The sequence below is a fragment of the Bradyrhizobium lablabi genome (assembly GCF_018131005.1).
Lineage (GTDB): Bacteria > Pseudomonadota > Alphaproteobacteria > Rhizobiales > Xanthobacteraceae > Bradyrhizobium > Bradyrhizobium lablabi_D.
The window spans coordinates 446,716-464,048 of sequence record NZ_JAFCJK010000005.1; the positions used below are offsets into that span (position 1 = coordinate 446,716).

16 protein-coding genes and 1 pseudogene are annotated in these 17,333 nt (G+C 58.6%); 8 read left to right on the forward strand and 9 right to left on the reverse strand.

The annotated features are described in order from the left end of the window. Window positions 1-78: 78 nt before the first annotated feature. Window positions 79-591, forward strand: coding sequence for a DUF3124 domain-containing protein (locus JQ553_RS17935; RefSeq protein ID WP_212501301.1), 513 nt, complete (start codon window positions 79-81; stop codon window positions 589-591). Window positions 592-702: 111 nt separating this feature from the next. Here the strand turns inward: JQ553_RS17935 and JQ553_RS17940 are convergent, their stop codons facing one another. Together JQ553_RS17940 and JQ553_RS17945 are read right to left on the reverse strand one after the other, a co-directional pair. Then, the gene (locus JQ553_RS17940) at window positions 703-1,116 is read right to left on the reverse strand and encodes a cysteine rich repeat-containing protein (RefSeq protein WP_212501302.1); all 414 of its coding nucleotides are present in this window, start codon (window positions 1,114-1,116) and stop codon (window positions 703-705) included. A gap of 306 nt (window positions 1,117-1,422) precedes the next feature. Next, a complete protein-coding gene (locus tag JQ553_RS17945) occupies window positions 1,423-1,836 on the reverse strand; it encodes a hypothetical protein (RefSeq protein WP_212501303.1) in 414 nt (137 codons plus the stop codon). 400 nt (window positions 1,837-2,236) lie between these two features. Between JQ553_RS17945 and JQ553_RS17950 the strand changes: the two are divergent. Then, window positions 2,237-2,867 (forward strand): annotated as a pseudogene (locus JQ553_RS17950) (tyrosine-type recombinase/integrase). Between the two features lie 212 nt (window positions 2,868-3,079). After that, a complete protein-coding gene (locus tag JQ553_RS17955) occupies window positions 3,080-4,561 on the forward strand; it encodes a DUF1254 domain-containing protein (protein ID WP_212501304.1) in 1,482 nt (493 codons plus the stop codon). Window positions 4,562-4,731: 170 nt separating this feature from the next. On the opposite strand, the gene JQ553_RS17960 is transcribed toward JQ553_RS17955, so the two are convergent. Next, window positions 4,732-5,247, reverse strand: coding sequence for a lipocalin-like domain-containing protein (locus JQ553_RS17960; RefSeq protein ID WP_212501305.1), 516 nt, complete (start codon window positions 5,245-5,247; stop codon window positions 4,732-4,734). A gap of 22 nt (window positions 5,248-5,269) precedes the next feature. On the opposite strand from JQ553_RS17960, the gene JQ553_RS35280 reads away from it, so the two are divergent. Further along, entirely contained in the window at window positions 5,270-5,596 is a 327-nt protein-coding gene (locus JQ553_RS35280) for a helix-turn-helix domain-containing protein (protein ID WP_212501476.1), read from the forward strand. A 226-nt stretch (window positions 5,597-5,822) separates the two neighbouring features. Here the strand turns inward: JQ553_RS35280 and JQ553_RS17970 are convergent, their stop codons facing one another. Beyond that, on the reverse strand, window positions 5,823-6,440 hold the full coding sequence (locus JQ553_RS17970; RefSeq protein WP_212501306.1) for a helix-turn-helix domain-containing protein: 618 nt from the start codon (window positions 6,438-6,440) through the stop codon (window positions 5,823-5,825). Window positions 6,441-6,747: 307 nt separating this feature from the next. Here JQ553_RS17970 and JQ553_RS17975 point away from each other — a divergent pair, with 307 nt between their 5' ends. The 3 genes from JQ553_RS17975 (at window position 6,748) to JQ553_RS17985 (ending at window position 10,926) form a co-directional block, all read left to right on the forward strand. Beyond that, window positions 6,748-7,137, forward strand: a complete 390-nt coding sequence (locus tag JQ553_RS17975; RefSeq protein WP_212501307.1) for a helix-turn-helix domain-containing protein — start codon at window positions 6,748-6,750, stop codon at window positions 7,135-7,137. A gap of 413 nt (window positions 7,138-7,550) precedes the next feature. Further along, complete coding sequence (locus JQ553_RS17980; RefSeq protein WP_212501308.1) at window positions 7,551-8,957, forward strand: hypothetical protein; 1,407 nt, start codon at window positions 7,551-7,553, stop codon at window positions 8,955-8,957. 379 nt (window positions 8,958-9,336) lie between these two features. Further along, window positions 9,337-10,926, forward strand: coding sequence for an ABC transporter substrate-binding protein (locus JQ553_RS17985; protein WP_212501309.1), 1,590 nt, complete (start codon window positions 9,337-9,339; stop codon window positions 10,924-10,926). A gap of 121 nt (window positions 10,927-11,047) precedes the next feature. On the opposite strand, the gene JQ553_RS17990 is transcribed toward JQ553_RS17985, so the two are convergent. The 3 genes from JQ553_RS17990 to JQ553_RS18000 form a co-directional block, all read right to left on the reverse strand. Further along, window positions 11,048-11,317: a DUF3551 domain-containing protein gene (locus JQ553_RS17990; protein WP_212501310.1), complete on the reverse strand. Its 270-nt coding sequence runs from the start codon at window positions 11,315-11,317 to the stop codon at window positions 11,048-11,050. Between the two features lie 183 nt (window positions 11,318-11,500). Further along, complete coding sequence (locus tag JQ553_RS17995; protein ID WP_212501311.1) at window positions 11,501-12,106, reverse strand: hypothetical protein; 606 nt, start codon at window positions 12,104-12,106, stop codon at window positions 11,501-11,503. A 223-nt stretch (window positions 12,107-12,329) separates the two neighbouring features. Further along, entirely contained in the window at window positions 12,330-14,330 is a 2,001-nt protein-coding gene (locus tag JQ553_RS18000; protein WP_212501312.1) for an acyltransferase family protein, read from the reverse strand. 366 nt (window positions 14,331-14,696) lie between these two features. On the opposite strand from JQ553_RS18000, the gene JQ553_RS18005 reads away from it, so the two are divergent. Beyond that, a complete protein-coding gene (locus JQ553_RS18005; protein ID WP_212501313.1) occupies window positions 14,697-15,563 on the forward strand; it encodes a universal stress protein in 867 nt (288 codons plus the stop codon). Between the two features lie 139 nt (window positions 15,564-15,702). Here the strand turns inward: JQ553_RS18005 and JQ553_RS18010 are convergent, their stop codons facing one another. Together JQ553_RS18010 and JQ553_RS35095 are read right to left on the reverse strand one after the other, a co-directional pair. After that, on the reverse strand, window positions 15,703-15,945 hold the full coding sequence (locus JQ553_RS18010) for a hypothetical protein (protein WP_212501314.1): 243 nt from the start codon (window positions 15,943-15,945) through the stop codon (window positions 15,703-15,705). A gap of 420 nt (window positions 15,946-16,365) precedes the next feature. After that, window positions 16,366-16,965, reverse strand: coding sequence for a phasin family protein (locus JQ553_RS35095; RefSeq protein WP_312015158.1), 600 nt, complete (start codon window positions 16,963-16,965; stop codon window positions 16,366-16,368). Window positions 16,966-17,333 lie beyond the last annotated feature (368 nt).

Here is a 17,333-nt window from a genome sequence, read left to right on the forward strand (position 1 = left end):
GACTCTTGAAATTGAGAACCGGTACTTCTGAGCGCGCTCGATTGTTGCAGAACGCTCCGAGTGTGAGAGGATAAAAAAATGAGAGCGACGGTTATCTTATTGACGTTACTGCTCTTAGCGGCACCTGAAGTGCGAGCACAACCTGCTGTTCCAGGTGATCTTGCGCAGTTTAAGGAGTCCCTCACCGAGCTACCGGGCAAGCCCTCAATCCTTCGAGGAAGAGTCTATGTCCCCGCTTATTCAAGCCTGTCAACCGGCGGCGGCCTCCGACTTGATCTGGCTGTGACTCTTGCTATTCGCAATGTTTCAGAAAAGGCACCTCTCGTCATTGAGCGGATTGAATACTTCAGTGACGCCGGTCTGCCGATTGAAAAATATCTGCCACGGGCGATAGCGATAAAGCCTTACGGTTCAATCGAGATTATGATCCCAAAGCAAGGTACCCGCGGTGGCACAAGCGCAAATTTCAAAGTCGATTGGTCCTCGCCAGAAGAAATTGACGAGCCCATTATCGAGGCGGTTATGACCGCGAGCCAGGGCACGCAGGGCTACAGTTTTATTTCGGTCGGTCGAAAAGTGAGCCGACCGTGAGGGCGGAGCGGGTTGGCGGGCCACAAAGGAATTCGGCGCGACGGCAACGACGGCGTGCGGTTCGTCTCGCTCCCCAATGCCTTGGTGGCCGCGAAATGAGGATTTCACCTACTATTCCGTGGACCTGAGCGCTGTCAAACACGCAGACGATAACTCGGAGACCTTCCCTTTGAGGCAAGTTATGATGCGTTGCCCGCCGGGACGCATACCTTTGCAGAATTGCTCCGCCTCGCTTTTGCACTCGCGTGAAATCTTCACAGGGTCTGTCAGTCGGTTCTTGGCAATGGCATTCTGGCCGACCAGCGCAATTGCAATGCCCAACACAGCACCAAGGCCGTTGACCTTCTGTCTCGATGCTGAAAACGCCAAGGCGTCGAGCGCCCCCGCCACGAGTAGGAACATAATTGGCCTCCTCAGCCGGAATCGAACGGCGAAATAGACATAAAACGTCGGGGCAAGGTGATTGATTTCGATCAAGCTGTGGGAGGCTATGCTTTCACTTTTGCGGTCGCTTTCTGTGGCCACGGAGCGAATCTCTCGGCTGCGGCAACTATCTCTTCCTGAGACTTGATTTGAGCTTGTGGAGCAGCCGCGCTCGCTGGTCCCGCACTTGGTTCAGCGTACCGCCGATTGCTTGCATTATCCGAGTATCGGACACGCCCTTCCAACTGCCTGAGCAACTGCTTTTCCCATGCGCTGAGAGGCAGTTCGGCCATGGCTTGTTAGGGCGCAAAAAGAACCGGCCCGGTGAGCGCTACCGGAAGGAACCGACTATGATCGCGATGATGCGAAATGCCAACTCACTGCCCGGTTGCAGCTTCGTCGCGCCGCTCAGTACGGATAGTATCCGCCCGGGCAAACGTAATTGCCGTAGGCGTCATAACCGCAGCCGCCGCGGTAGTAGGCTCCCGCCGCAGCGGCACCGACCGCAGCCGCGCCCACTGCTGCCGCACCGACACCGTAGGGATAACCGCGATAGCCGTAGCCGCGGTAGGCGCCAGCACGGTAGCCGCGATAGGCCCCTGCACGGTAGGCACCCCGATAGCCGCCGTAGGCTCCGGCCACGCGCCCGCCGCGCACAGCGACAGCGCCGCCCCGGGGTCCCCGAGCTGCGACTGCGCCGCCGTGGAAACCTCCGGCGCGCATGCCGCCGCCGCGGCCGCCGCGGGCGAACGCGTCATCGGGAGTGAAGGTAACCAGCAGCATGGCTGCGGCTGCCGAAGCGATGAGAATTCGACGCAACATTAGCGTTCTCCTTTTTCGATAAAGGAAAGCCGCGGACATCTGCACATCGCACTGGACCGCGGGTCCGTCGAAGCCTCCTGCGCCGGAGCTTCGTGCTCTTGATCTAGATCAAACCTCGGCCGTTCATCTACGTGAACGACTGCACCATCGCCCGCTCCATTGGATGCGCGTGGTTCTTCGACTTTACCGAATGCCTCGTCGCAGACCAAAATAACTTGGTCCGTGACAGCGCGGCTTCCTACACCAACAACCAATGACCGCTCAGGGTCATGAACGGCCGCGCCCATTCGCGCGATCAGTTCGCGTATGACCGCAAACCTCTGAAAGCTGACGTGATTTCGCTAGGGCAGGTCGTGCTGCCGCGCATGCTCCCGGTTCTCAGTAACCGAGGAGTACGCCGATGCCTGACAATGACTCAGTGCCGCTCAACGACCGTCCCCGCGCGCCCTGGAACAAGGGCAAGCTGATTGGACCCAAACCGCCACTCCGGCCAAAGCACGTTTGGTCGATCAGAACCCGACTGATTGTCGAGGGCCGAGCCCGTGACCTCGCCATGTTCAATCTGGCCATAGATAGCAAGCTCCGCGGCTGCGATGTGGTGGCCCTCAAGGTCGAGGACGTTGCGCCGAACGGCTACACGGTCGAGCGAGCGACGGTTCGGCAGAGAAAGACCCGGCGGCCGGTCAAGTTCGAGTTGACCGAGCAGACGCGCCAAGCGGTCGAAGACTACCTGCGGGGATCTTGCAAGAAGCCCGGCGAGTTTCACGGGCCGCCGGCAAGGCGACCATTGCATGACGACACGCCAGTACGCCCGCCTCGTGGCCGAATGGATTGGCAGCATCGGGCTCGATCCGAGGTTGTTCGGTACGCATTCGTTGAGACGGACGAAAGCGACCCTGATCTGCCGGCGCACAGGAAATCTTCGTGCCGTCCAGCTTCTGCTGGCCCACACGAAAATTGAGAGCACGGTCCGTTACCTCGGCATCGAGGTCGATGACGCGCTTGCGATAGCGGAACAGGTTGACGTCTGATGTACCCGGGCAGAGCGGACCTGCTCTGCCCCACCGTCGTCGGCCGGTTCGGGCCAGAATCGGAAGTGCAGTGGCTGATGCCATCCGTATTTTTTGCCGTTACTGCATGGCCGGAGGTGGCAAACTTCCCTAAAATCCCTCGGATGTGCGCCCTCTGCGCGACTGCAAGACTTCCGCTCACGTGATCAGGCGTGTCTTTTCTGGAGGTAGCAATGAAAATATCTCGCCGACAGGCAACGATTGGTGGCGTGACCCTGCTTGCTGTTCCTTCGATGGGCACGTCGGCTCAGGCGCAACGGGATAGGCCGCTGAAACGCGCCATCGAAGACGCGAAAGAGAAAGAGAAGGTCCGTAGTGCCGAGCGCCTAACACCCGAGGAATTGGCGAGCAGGACCGTGTATCGCCGCGCCGTGGACGCCGTGATCTGGGGTCTTCCGCTCGTGGGCGAGGACACCGTGAAGCAAGCCGCATTCCGCGATGGCAAGGCAAACTACAATGACATCGTCTGGTGGCCCAAGGGTGGTGGCTGGAAGAACCAGTCGCCGACGCCCAATGTCAACACTCGTTACATGTACTTCTTCATCAACACCAAGCAGAACGGCCCGGTAGTGGTGGAACTGCCGCCAGCCGTCCCCGGAGCCAGCTTCTACGGTACCATCGAAGACGCTTGGTATGTGCCGCTCACCGACATTGGCTTCGAGGGCAAGGGCGGGAAATACCTCGTGCTGCCGCCTGGCTACGACGGCAACGTGCCCGACGGCTACACCCCGGTGCGTCCCGCGACCTACAACACGATGACGCTGCTGCGCTCCATTCTGGCGTCCCTCTCCGAAAAAGATGAACAGGCGGGCAACGAACTGGTGAAGCAGGTCAAGATTTACCCTCTGTCGAAGGCGGACAATCCGCCCGCGCAGCGCCTCCTCGACATGACCGAGGTCATGTACAACGGCTTGGTGAAGTATGACGAAACCTTCTTCACAAGTCTCGCTCGCATGCTGAACGAAGAGACGGTGCAGCCACGCGACCTCCAAATGATGGGCATGCTCTTGCCGCTCGGCATCGAGAGGGGCAAGGAGTTCAAGCCCGACGCTGCGACCGTGGCCCAGTTGAAAGCGGCGGCAGCCGAAGCGCACGCTTGGTTAATGGACAAGGCTGCGACTGATGTGACTCCGTGGTGGCCTGATAGTCAGTGGTGCGTCCCTAGCCCGCCCATAACCGTGCCGACCGAATTCAAGTGGGAGACGCCGAACTATTTCGGTGTAGATGCGCGAGCCATCGCTCTTTCGCAGTATTTCTGCCCGACGGCAAAGCTGGGCACCGGCAGTTTCTACTTCGCCAGCTTTCACGACAAGAACGGCAAACCGTTGGAGGGTGAGAGCAATTACCGGCTGCACGTTCCAGCAAATGTGCCTGTGCGCGAGTTCTGGTCCGCAACCGTCTACAGTCTGAAAACGTCGAGCTTCTTTCTCAACGCGACGCGCCTCACACTCGGTTCGCTCGACAAAGAATTGCGCAAGAACACCGACGGGACGGTGGACATCTACTTTGGCCCGAAGCCACCCACCGGTCAGGAGCCCAACTGGCTTTACACCCAGCCCGGTCAGAAATGGTTCCCGTGGTTCCGCGTGTATGGCCCGGAGAAGGCGATTTTCGACAAGAGCTGGAAACTGCCAGATATTGAAAAAATTACCTGACTGTCGTTCGCGGCGTCAGGCTGAGAAGATCGGTCATCCAACTAGAACCCCAACCTCAGAGCCGGGATTTTTTGTTTTGCGGCAGCGTCGCTGATGTTGCAGTTGGGTCAATCGCGTCGGTTTTGACCCGTTCGCCGGATGTCGGCTTATCCTCTGACAGCGGCGGAATCTTACGGTGCTCGCCTGAAAACGACTTCAAGCTTCGTGTTTGGCAACTGTCCATGTCTTGTGAACTTCAATTCGTGATCTGTCAGTGACGTGATAGTGCGCGTCTCGGTGGGATCGCCGACCTGATTTGCGAAGGTACTGGCCTCAATGTCGACGCTGAGGACGCTGCTAGTTTCGTCCAATGAATATCTTCCGAAATAGGCGATCGATCCGGCAACCACGGCCTTGGCTTCGTCGACAGTCGCCGTCGCGGGTCTTCGGGACGAGATCTTCGGGATGTCGACGCTTGCCTGCATCAGGGAAAAGTATCCGTCGCTCGTGTAAATCACAATGCCTCTTGGATTATCACCGAATCGATGACGCCTCGTGCCATCGGCAGACACGACATCGACTGAGACCTGGAGCCAAGTGCCGACGAGCCTTTCCTTAAGCGATTTCTGCTGACTGCGTGCGCTACCCGGCAAAGCCGATCCCAGCGCGAGGAGGACCGAGAGACCAATCAAGCCGAACTTGTTCATCGCCTACTCCGTTTCCCACGCGATGACGTTGCGGCATTTGATTGGCACTCCTCCATCCACGCATCGCGCTTTCCGTGGACGGACCGATTTTAACCTGCGGGGCGCTCGCGACCGATGGCAAACCTCGCCACCGAGCATAGCGCGTGCATTCTCGTCGTCTCGGACTGGAGGGAACAGCGGCCTGGCGCGAGCCCATAGCATATTGATCAACCCGCTCCATTCGCGACGCGCAATTAGCGCGATTGCTTTCGAGCTTGGGTTCAATGATCTATCGTACTTCAACAGGACGTTTCGCCGGTGCTATCATGCGACCCCTTCTGACGTGAGGAGCGGCTTGAAGCCGAAATAGCCTATACTGACCGCCCGATAGTTCCGGCATCGCAGGTGACCGCTTTGGGTCAAACTGAGAAGTCCGAATGCTCAACCGAGAGGTCAGCTTTGCCCTCAACAACGGAAATTGTCAGCCAAGTCTGTCAGGTCCGAGTCGGGTCAGATGCGGACCTGACACTGTCCTGTAACGGATGGCCTCCAGGCAAAACGGTGCTGGGCCGCCAATGCTACGAGGTGGGAGGGCGCTACTCAGCAAGGTCCGCGAGAGCTTTAGCGTCAAGAACGACGACTTTTCTCGATCTGTTTGCATCAAATCGGAGAATTTTTTTGCTGCGAAGGTCTGCGAAAACCCGAGATACCGTTTCGAGCGCCAGTCCCAGATAGTCCGCGATGTCACGGCGAGTCATTGGAAGATGAATAACATCTGCTTCTGTCGAACGAAGCCGCATCTCGAGTAGGAAAGCAGCCACTTTTTCGAGTGAATTCTGCCTACCCAACAGCAGCAAATGGCTCTCCACATGCATTAGGTTGCGATTGGTCTCGGCAAGGATTATGCGCAAAACAGAAGGGTCGCTTTTGACGACATCGTCCAAGCACTCGCGCTTCGCGAGATGTACCGTGGTCGAAGTGATGGCTTCCGCCGTGAACCGATGAGTGGCGACGTCCTCCAGCCCGAAGATGTCGCCGGGCAGATAAAACGCCCCGATTTGGCGGCGATCATCTGATAGGAGTTTCTGTGTGCGCACAGCCCCAGAGACGACTTGGTAGATGTGCTCAGCTGGATCCCCCTCTCCAAATATCTCGGCTCCGCTGCTATACTTGGCGCTAGCTAACTGATCGAACGAAGCAAACAACCTTTGCATTCACTCTCTGTCGATTTGTGAGGGTGAGCCGCCCGTTGACTCTGAAATCCGGGCGGCCCCTGCCAGCTACTTACAATTGCGCTGCCCACCAAGACAGACGCCGTCGCCGACGGCCCTGGCGCACTTGTTGCCAAGGCCGCCGACGATCCGCCGCCCCATGAAGAAAAGCTCGGATCGCGATCTAGTAACATCCGTCCTAACAACGAGTCTTGGGGGTAAAGTGTCCATTTTGGACACTCATGTGGTTGCGCTGTCGCCGCCGGTTACAAGATCAGCCCTACGGTGACGACAATCAAGGGAGGGGCACATGCTTGGGACGTACCCGATTGTGCACCGTTCGGAGCGGCTTGCATTAGCGAAGGCGTACATTGCGCTCACCCGTGTGATGGTCGATTCTGTGTTTGGCAAGAAAACTGCCGATCACTCGCTGCTATTGATCGGCTCCGCAATCATGGTAGGCCATGCAGAAAACAGGCCCATGAATGCAACGAAGATCTCGCATTACGTCGGCCTGCCGCGCTCCACGGTAATTCGCAAGCTCAACGAGTTCTCAAGGACCGGCGTGGTCGCGCGTCACGGCAACGTCTATCTGCTCTCGGAAGAACGCGCCCGCAATCAGACAAAGTACGTCACCGAAGCGATCTGCATTTTCGGTGCAGCAGAGAAAAGTTTGAAAGCCTCCAAACTCAATACTTAGAAGGGCGGCGAACTGCAGCCGGTCCAAAACGGTCCCTTGAACAGATCCTGATTGAAGGATTACGCTCGGCTGGGTTGCCAAAGCACTGAAATCTCCGCCAAGGCCGAGAGCCTTGGCCCACGTCTGTTATGGGTCAAGATGCGAAAGGCTCGCGTCTAGCACAAGTAGTCCGGTCTCACCCCGACATCCGACCTAACAGCGGACATGCTGAACCGGCAGCAACGGGCCATTTGCAGACAGGGCCGCGCGGTCGATCGAGGTTCGTTTTACCTCTTCGAGTCTGACAATGGACCGGCAGCCAGCAAGTCCGTTTGGCGGAACTCACGTATGGTGTTTCGTAACAGAACCTGACAAAGTTGTAGGGAATAACCTGCACTAGCAGCCATCCGGGGCTGTGGAAAGATCAGGTACAAATGCTTTCAACGGACTATCTCATCATCGGTAGCGGCGCGTTGGGCATGTGTTTCGCTGACCAACTGCTGACGGAAACCGACGCCAACATGGTGATTGTGGACCGTCATCACATGCCCGGGGGCCACTGGAACGACGCATATCCGTTTGTCCGTCTTCATCAACCGTCTGCCTATTACGGCGTTGGATCCCGTGCGCTCGGCAACAATCGATTAGATGTGGCAGGTTTTAACAAGGGCTATTTTGAACTCGCCTCCGGCGCTCAGATCATCAGTTATTACGACCGGCTCATGAACGAGCGGTTTCTGCCCTCGGGCCGCGTTCAATATTTTCCGTTGTGTGACTATCAAGGAGATAAACGGTTTGTCTCTCGACTGTCGGGTGACGTTCAGGAGGTATCGTTTCGCAAAAAGCTCGTAGACGCCACCTTCCTAGACACCCAAGTCCCATCGACCCACGTACCCTCCTTCGAGCTTGGTGACGGCGTAAAGCTCGTCACCCCTAGTGAGCTTCCGAAGTTTGCGCCGGACTTTAAAGGCTATGTTATCCTGGGCGGCGGCAAGACGGCCATGGATGTCGGTGTATGGTTGCTCCAGATGGGCGCGGCGCCGGAAAGCATACGTTGGATCGTGCCACGCGATTCCTGGCTCATGAACCGAGACAAGGTCCAGCCAGGCGAAGCGTTTTTTAAGCAAACGGCAGGCGGCCAAGCAGATCAACTCGAAGCGGCGGCAGAGGCGACATGCGTAGCCGATTTGTTTGAGCGGCTGGAACGAACCGGCCAGATGTTGCGCATCGATACAACGGTGATACCGACCATGTACCGTGGTGCGACTATCTCGTGCCTTGAGGTAGAAGCCCTGCGCTCCATCAAAAATGTTGTGCGCAAGGGACGTGTACTGAGGATAGAACATCGGACAGTCATCCTCGAACATGGGACAGTCGAAGGCTGCTCAGGCAGCCTCTATGTGGATTGCACTGCCAAGGCATTTCGCACTCAGCCTTCTGTGCGTGTGTTCGACGGTGACCGGATCACCATCCAAATGTTACGCCCCGGTGCTCTCTGCTTGAGCGCAGCGGTCATCGGTCATATTGAAGCCGCCTACGACGATGAGGCGATAAAGAACGAACTTTGCAAGCCGATGCAGACGCTGAACGCCCCAGAAGACTGGGTTCGACGAAGGCTTGAGGACTTGCAAGCCGGGCGCCGATGGTCGGTGGACAAGACTCTTCATCGATGGGTGGTGGAACATCGGCTGACGGGCGCGGGCGTTGGACAGGCAGATGTAGCCGCGCATGACCCAGATGCGGACCGGATTCGCAAGCGCTTGCGCGAAGCTCGTCCAAAAGCCGAAGCAAACTTGTCACGGCTAATTGCCGAACTAGCTCCCGAAAGTTTGCGATCTTAGTATGCAAACGTCGGAACCGACCCGTCAGTTCAGCGAGCCATATCGAATCAGCCTCACGGCGTGCGTAGCTGAGTACACAGACAGGATTGTTCCGAGTTTTTCTGTGACCAAAGCAGATCGTCAGGCTTGGCTACGCCGACCGGATGTCCGCTTTGGGTCAAAAGGCGGCATCGGCTAGCGTCATGGCTATGTCCGCTTTAGCCACCTAAGGCGGACATCACGGACGTCAAATCGAATGTCCGGGAGGGGCCAGAACCGACCACAACTGAAAGCCGATTTGGCAGCAACTCTGGAATGTAGAGTCCAAATTGGGTAGGCTGTTTAATGTCTGCATCGTCTCCTTGAACTGGTCATGGCTGCTGCCGGAAGGAGCTGAAGGATGGAGCGCATCAGTCGCCGACAGTTGGTGCGAAGTGCCGCGGCCGCCGCAGTGACCTTGTCCGCCCCGTCGGTCAGAGCCCAGCAAAGCGAACAAGTCCTCCGCTTTGTCGCGGAAGCCGATCTGAAGGTTCTCGACCCTGTCTGGACTTCAGCTTATATCACCCGCAACCACGGCTATCTCGTCTACGACACCCTCTTCGGCACCGACGAAAAGCATCAAATCAAGCCGCAGATGGTCGATCAAACGGTCGTCTCTGCGGATGGCATGAAATATACGTTCACCTTGCGTGACGGCCTTCGATGGCACGACGGAAAGCCCGTGCTGTCGGAAGATTGCGTGGAGTCGCTGAAGCGATGGGGAAAGAAGGATCGTCTTGGCCAACTGTTGATGCGACATACTGCGACAATCTCGGCTATCGACAGCAAGACATTCGCCATCGTGCTCGCCGAGCCCTTCGGTCTCGTCCTCGAGGCGCTCGGAAAGACGGGCAGCAATGTGCCATTCATGATGCCTGCGAGAATTGCTGCTACACCAGCGGAAGCCCAGATCAAGGAGGTGATCGGCTCCGGTCCGTTCAAGTTCGCGAGGAGCGAGTGGAAGCCGGGCGAGCAGGTCGAATACATTCGAAACAGCGATTACATCCCGCGCAACGAGACGCCAAGCGGATCCTCTGGCGGCAAGAGAGTGTATCTCGATAAGGTAATCTGGCGGTATGTCGCCGACCCATGGGACGTGGCGGAGGCCCTCGCCGCCGGCGAGGTGGATTGGTGGCAGGAGCCACCAATCGACTTCATGCCGAAGCTTGAAAAGGATCCGGATTTGCAGATGTTCGTGATCGATCCACTAGGGCAGCAAGGCTGGCTCAGACCGAATTGGCTCCATCCACCCTTTAATAACAAGAAGGCCCGCGAGGCTCTGCTCCACACGATGGACCAGGTGACGTACCTTCATTGGTCCGTCGGACAGTCAAACTATTATAGAGCTTGCAACTCAGTCTATGCATGCGAGGGTCCTTACGCGACCACTGTAGGCGCCGAGCCAATCATGGAGCATAACGACCTCAAGGCGAGACAGCTTCTAAAGGAGTCGGGCTATGACGGGACGCCGGTGGTTGTACTCCAAGTTACGGATAGACCCTTCCTCAATGCGGCAGCCGTCGTCACGCGCCAACGGCTGGAGCGCACTGGTTTTAAGGTCATATTGAAGGCGATGGATTGGTCAACGAACCTCGTCGTGCGCGCGCGCAAAGAACCGCCTGACAAGGGTGGCTGGAATCTGCTGTACTCGTGGTGGCATGGGTCGGATGTGATCGACCCTTCCGTCCACTTCGGACTTTCAGGCGCAGGCCCAAACAGCTGGTTCGGCTGGCCGAATGTCCCGCAACTGGAGAAGCTTGCCATCGATTGGGTGCACGCGAAGGATTACACGAAGCGGAAGCAACTCGCCGACGAAGTCCAGAGGGTCGCACTGAGCGAAGTGACCTACGTGCCCTGGGGAGAATGGATACAGCCCACCGTATTTCGAAAGAACGTCCGAGATGTTCTCAAGTTCGGAGCGCCGGTTTTCTGGAACGTAAAGTTGGCATAGGCGCGTCTCAATTGCATCTCCCGGCAGCTCAATCTTCAATTTGAACCGGCCTAATGTAATGCAAGTTTGACAACATCGGCGCCACGTTGAGATGTCCGATCCGGGTCATCTTCGACGGGTTCTAGTTCGGTGAAACATATCGGCCACGCGGCGCCGGCTGTGGCGGAGGTCTGAACAGGACGCTGGGATTCTCCCCGCAATATCCCTTGCGACCAGACACGCTCGCAAGACACTGCTCACGGGTTTGGTAGGCGCAGTCGCCGGGATAGCCGAATTCCGAGTCCTGAATGCACCATCGATAGTCGGCTCGCGCCGGCTTCATGTCGACGAGTCCGGCGAGGACTATGACGCCCAGCACAAATTGCGCCTTTCGCAAGACCAGACCTCCCATGCCCGCCGCGCCAATTATGACCTCACGGTGAGAAACGTCCGGAAAGCCAGTTTATTCCGAGGCAAGGCTAGAAAAACCGGACCGCCAGTGCCGTACGGCAATCCGCATGATGCTTGGGGTCAACGCCGTACCTGCCGGCCGCGGCGCTGAATGGCACCGCCAGCCTGCTGATCCCAGTCCTGCCTATTCGGAGTAGAGCGAAGGATGAACGATGTCAAAGCTCGCGCTTGCGGCTGGCCAGCACCTGATGATGTTTTTTGTGGAGCGGCCTGCCTCGAACGATGCAATGTACGGCCGCATGGTGGTTGGAACGCCTGCCGCGATGCTGTGAGCAAATCCATACACCGGTATTCCTGCGGCGGCAGCGGCCAAACTCCCGTAGGTTTGGCCTGTGTCGCAGCCGCAGATGATTATCTTCACCGTGCTTAATGCTCGTCCTACCTTGCTCCAAAAAAGATGTGCGTCTTCATTAAGGACAAGACTCTCCGAATCAATGCAAGGCCAGGGCTGCTCTCCCTCACTGCCCATCATCGGGCCGTCATGTAGTCCGCAATGAGATACGGTCATGAACGTGCCTGCGACGTCCACGGATTTCCAGAAATTGGTGTTGAAACCTGGAGGGGCCGGAGTGAACGCTGGCGCAATGCTGTGCCCACCGGCCGAATAGTGCAGTTTGAAAATCATCGCGTTCTTCTTGCCATACACATGGTCCCGCAAATCCATCGCGGTGGCCAGGAAGTTGCTGGCGGCGTCGCCGCTACCCGGAACAAGCATGACTGCTTTGGTCATATCGGCGGCTCCGCATTCCCGTTTGCTTACCCTCTGCGCCAGGTTTTTTGCGGCCGCAATGAGACACAGTTTCGCACTCGCGGGCGTACGAAGCTATTACTGGAGCATGGTCCGGAAAAGCGTGTAGCGGTCATGCTCAAAGAGCGCGATGACAAATCAGCCTGATCTTATCGCGCCTTAGCGCAACGGCTTCTGGCGCTCCCTGAGCGTACCGCCAGCATCGCTACTTGAACAGGACATCAAGGAAGCGAACATTCTGCTGCACGAAGACCGGACGCAGATGCGTGCGGTCCGAGAATTTAGGCTCTCCCGTTCCGAAGAAGGGCGAACAGCTTTCGCTGCCGTCACAGATATCGGGGAGGGGATCGAGCAGCGGCGCCCCGGTGCGCTCGCTGACGGCGCGCAGTTTGGCGTCGGCTGCGGCAAGAACAGCGCGCAGTTCGGCGATTGGTACGGCCTTCTCAACGTCCGGGGCAATTCGAAATCCGGTCACGCTGCGTGCTATCATCTCGCTCGGATCGAAGCTGCGGTGACCCGTCGTCGCCAATACCAAATAGACCTTCGCTCCCTCGCCCTGCAGCAAGCGTACATAATCTTCAAGATTGGCGTAGAAGGCGTCCGTGCCGTCCTTGGTGTTTAAAGGCAACTGCCTGCCATCTCGCTCGATCAGCATCCCTTCCGCAGTGTAGCCCGACCAACCGGCGCCTAGTACGACCGATTGAACCTTCTCGCTTCGTACCAGGTCGATCAGTTTCCCGGGCAGATTGCGGCAACCCGCAAACCTGTCCTGCTGGATCACCCCCGGCACGGGGGGACAACGGGGGCCTGTGACGAAATAGGTATTGGCCGCCAACTGCCCTTCGTCAGCCAATTGCTGCACTCTGGGTCCGTACTGAAACAACAGGCTGTCGCCGGCGAGCGCCAGCTTGCGCGCGCCGTGCCCCAGATGAGCCACCAATGTCCAGTCGTGGTCTGACAGCTCCATGCCCCTGGTCGGCTTGAAGTCCGCATCGAGTTTTGCATTGCCGATCTTCCGCACGTCGATGCCGGGAAGCGGCGGGAAACGCTCGGGGAAACCACCCTTGCTCCAGACGACGAGCCCGCAGGCACCGAGCACTGCCATGGAAGCAGCGACGAGCTGGGTGCGACGGTGGCGGTGCGCCCCGAAGCGGACTGGATACTCGATGAAGCGGTAGGTGGCCCAGGCCAGCAGGAAACTGGCAGCCACAAGCCCCAGGGCCATCAGGGGAGTCGGCGCCTTTCCCAGGCGAATAATATAAGCATAGGAGATCAGCGGCCAGTGCCAGATATAGAGCGGGTAGCTGATGATCCCGACGAAGACGAACGCGCGCTTGGAGAAGACGACGCGGTTCACTGTCGCCTCACGCCCGGCCGAGATGATCGCAACCGCTCCGGCCACCGGCAGGAGAACAGGCCAGCCTGGAAAACGCAGCTCTGGCGTGAACAACGCCGCCGATGTCAGCAGGGCAGCCAAGCCGGCGAAGGAGAGCCAGGACCGCACAGCGGACCCCAGGATTGTCGGACGCCACCAAGCCAGCCCCGCTCCCGCCAGCAATTCCCAAAAGCGAGAGACCGGCAGGTAGAAGTCGGCGGAGATGCTGGTGATGGATAGAGCGATGTTGATTGCGAACGAGGCCAGGAACAGCACCGCCAGCAGTCGGCCGACCTTTGCCTTCATCCGGAAGGCCACCCATAGCAGGATCGGCCAGACGATGTAGAACTGCTCTTCGACGCCCAGGGACCACAGATGCAGCAGGGGCTTCAGAGTGGCGGCGGTGTCGAAATAGCCGCTCTCGCTCCATAGCGCGAAGTTGGAGAGGAAGCCCGCGCCGAACAACACATGCTTGCCGAGCTGCGCCAGTTCAGACGGCGTCAAGGCAACGAAGCCGTAGGCCAATACGACGGACAGGCAAACAGCAAGCGCCGGGAAGATGCGCCGGATGCGCCGTCCATAGAAGTCCGCGAACGAGAACCTGTGCTCGTCCATTTCAGTGAAGAGTATCGACGAGATGAGGAAGCCCGAAATGACGAAGAAGACGTCCACGCCCACATAGCCGCCCGTGACTGCGTTCGGAAAGGCGTGATGGAGGACTACCGAAAGTACGGCGAAGGCCCGCAATCCATCGATGTCCGGTCGGTAATGGATTTTTGTCGAATACATCTCGCGGCAGTGATCCAATGCCCAGTTCGACCCAATCGCCATTCAGCTTGCAAGCGGCGACGAAGCCTAACCCAAGCTTATCTCCCGGCAAGCAAGCCCATGCAAAACGGAACCCGACGGTTCCAAGACAGCGTGATCACAAGTGATTTCGCGCACATTCCGCAACCCGATCAATGAGATTCACCGCGTCCAGTCAATCCGCAGAAAATATTCCTGCCCGGCCGTCCATGATTTGATGAAGGAGGGGCGGCTTACGAAGCCCGGACGAACCGACCGTTGCCCGATCCCGTCTTCGCGATTGACGCTGTCCGGGTAATGACGATGATCGAGTGCGATGCGATGACGGCTCAACAAGGCTTGCCCGCAGGTGAGGTCGCCTCGGGCGAGCGCACTGGATGAGGAAGGGCAATGACGATCAGGACAATACTGGTGGGCGCGAGCGGTGGTGCAGCCGGCAACGGAGCCATTGAGGTGGCCTGCACCCTGGCATTGCGCTTCGGTGCGCATGTCGAGGGCTATCACGTGAAGTTCGATCCCAATGAGATCATCGCCGCGGCAGCCGGCGGCGGATTGCCGATGCCCGTGGACGATGTGTGGATCGGCCGGATCATGGGAAGTGCCGACGATCTTGCCTCCCGCACGAAGGAGAATTTCCTCGCGACATGCGGCCGCTACGGCCTGGCGCAGGCGGACAAGCCGCCGCAGACCGGCGCCAGCGCGGCCTGGCTGGACGAGGTTGGGCGCGCGCCCGCGCTGCTCAGTGACCGCTCGCGCTTTTTCGATCTGGTGGTGCTCGGACGGTCGGACCGCGTCGTGGATCTGCCTGCGAGCGACGCCATCGAGAGGACCCTGCTGCATTCCGGCCGTCCGGTTCTGCTGGCCCCGTCCACCACGCCGCCCCCGCCAATCGGAGAGACGATCGCGATCGGGTGGGACGGCTCGCCGCAATCGGTGCGCGCCGTCATCGCCGCGATGCCCCTGCTGCGAAAGGCGAAGAAGATCATTCTTCTGACCGTGGGCAAAAAGCCGGAGGCAAATCCCGAAGCGGTGAGCGAATATCTGGGCTGGCACGGCCTGGCCAGCGAGCGGCAGATCATCCACGCGGTGTCCGGGGTCGGAGCGGGCGAGCAGCTTCTGTCATCCGCCCGGGAGGCGGGCGCCGACATGCTGGCGATGGGCGCCTTCGGTCATGCCACCTGGCGGGAGATGCTGTTCGGCGGAGCCACGCACACCATTGTCGGAACGAGCCTGTTGCCGGTGCTGCTGACCCACTGAGCCGGACCGCGCAGCCCGCTACCGCTACCGCGTGATCCGGAAAAGTGTGTCGCCCGTAGCGCGGATGAGCGAAGCGTAATCCGCCATCCATGACGTGATGAAGGAGAGGCGGGTTACGCCAGGCCAACCGCCCTGCGTGCTATTGCGTCTTCAGGACCCCGTTCGCGTAATCGTTCTTCGGATCGTACCCGGAGTCGTGCAGATTTCGGAGATACGTGGCATGGTCGCTGCTGTTGACGCCCGGCGGGACGACCGGAGGCGCGGCCACGTCGGTATTTGCGTTCGTCACGTTGTGATGATGAGCTCGATGATGAGCGGCCAAAGCGACAGAAGTTGAGAGAGTGAGGATGGCAAGGCCGAGAAAAATGCTTTTTTTGGTCATAGTTACAACTCCTCTGTGCATCCGCCCCAGGAGCGCAGATGTTCAAATTATAGCGAACAGCGGCGCTCCTCCGTTCACACGTTCGCGCGAGCGCTCGCGCCGCTTCGCACATTTTTGTTTCTGTTGATTGCTAGTTTAGCCCGCAGGGCCGATCAGCGAAGTGAAGAACGAGTCGGTAGTCGGTAGGGCGGATCAGCGTAGCGTAATCCGCCATCCAGTATTTGAAGAAGAGGCGGGTTACGCAATGCTAACCCGCCCTACGCGACTCATCATAGGCTTTGCGAGGGTCTTCACGACGCATCTTCCCAAGACGTTAAGCCCGTCGGGAATGGCGGGCTTCGTTCGTACCGCTAATGTCTCGGGTCGGATGCCTGGTGCGTTTTCAAACTGCCGCTGCGAGATCGCAGCGCCCGATTAGGGTCACCTTCGCGCGAAGCTCTCCCAGGGCCTGAAAACGATCTGCCTGGCAAGTTGGCTGTAGAGTTCACAAATCTTCTGCGACTCGGCGACGAAGTTTGCATAAACCAGCTTTGCGAATTCGGTCTGAACCTCAATCGCCTTGTCAAGCGATCGCACGGCCATCAGCTTCTCGACAAAGGACCCGGTCTCCTGGAGCGACTTCTCTGCATAGTCCCTGTAGGCATTTGCGATAGTTTGAATATGGACTGGACAGTCGTCCGACCTGACTTCGCCGATCGAAGGGGCATCCGCCTGTACGGGCTCGCTCGAGGGGAGATCCACCGGCGCCGTTGTGCCGATTGGAGGAGCATCCATCGCTGCGACTTCGCCGATCGAGGGCTCGGGTGCCTCGCTTGAGAGAGGCTCGGCCGCAGTTGCGCCGTCCGTGACAGTGTCCGTGTCCGTGTCCGTTGAAGCGACCATGGCGCCGATCAGTTCTTCCTGCTGCTGCTCGAGCTTCGGGCTCTGCTGCTGTTCATCAGGTTTCTGGCCTCGCTGCTCTGCCTTCCGGCTGCGCTGGCGTGGCTTGCCGCGCGGTTTGTCCTTCTGTGTAGTCGTCATTGCTGAACTCCCCTGTTCCGAATTAAACCAGAGGCCAAGACTCCGCCATGTTTGCGATGAAATCGCGGTTCTGCCATGTTCGTTACGCGACGTTGCTGTGGTGGGTGGAACCCTGCATGGAACGTCGCGGAACTTAGTGCGCAGCCATTTCTTTTGACGTCAGCCCGATCTTCGCTGGCCATCCGTCGGGGTTGGCACATCGATCGCGTTCTTAGCAAGTCCGTTTCGCTACGGCACCGCGCGCCCGATGCGGTCATGCCGGTTCGGCGCGATATTCAATACGCTGACTGCCCGCAGATTGTGCAGACTGGCTGGATTATAGGACGGATGGGCTAGCGTAAGCCGCCATCCATGATGTGAAGAAGGAG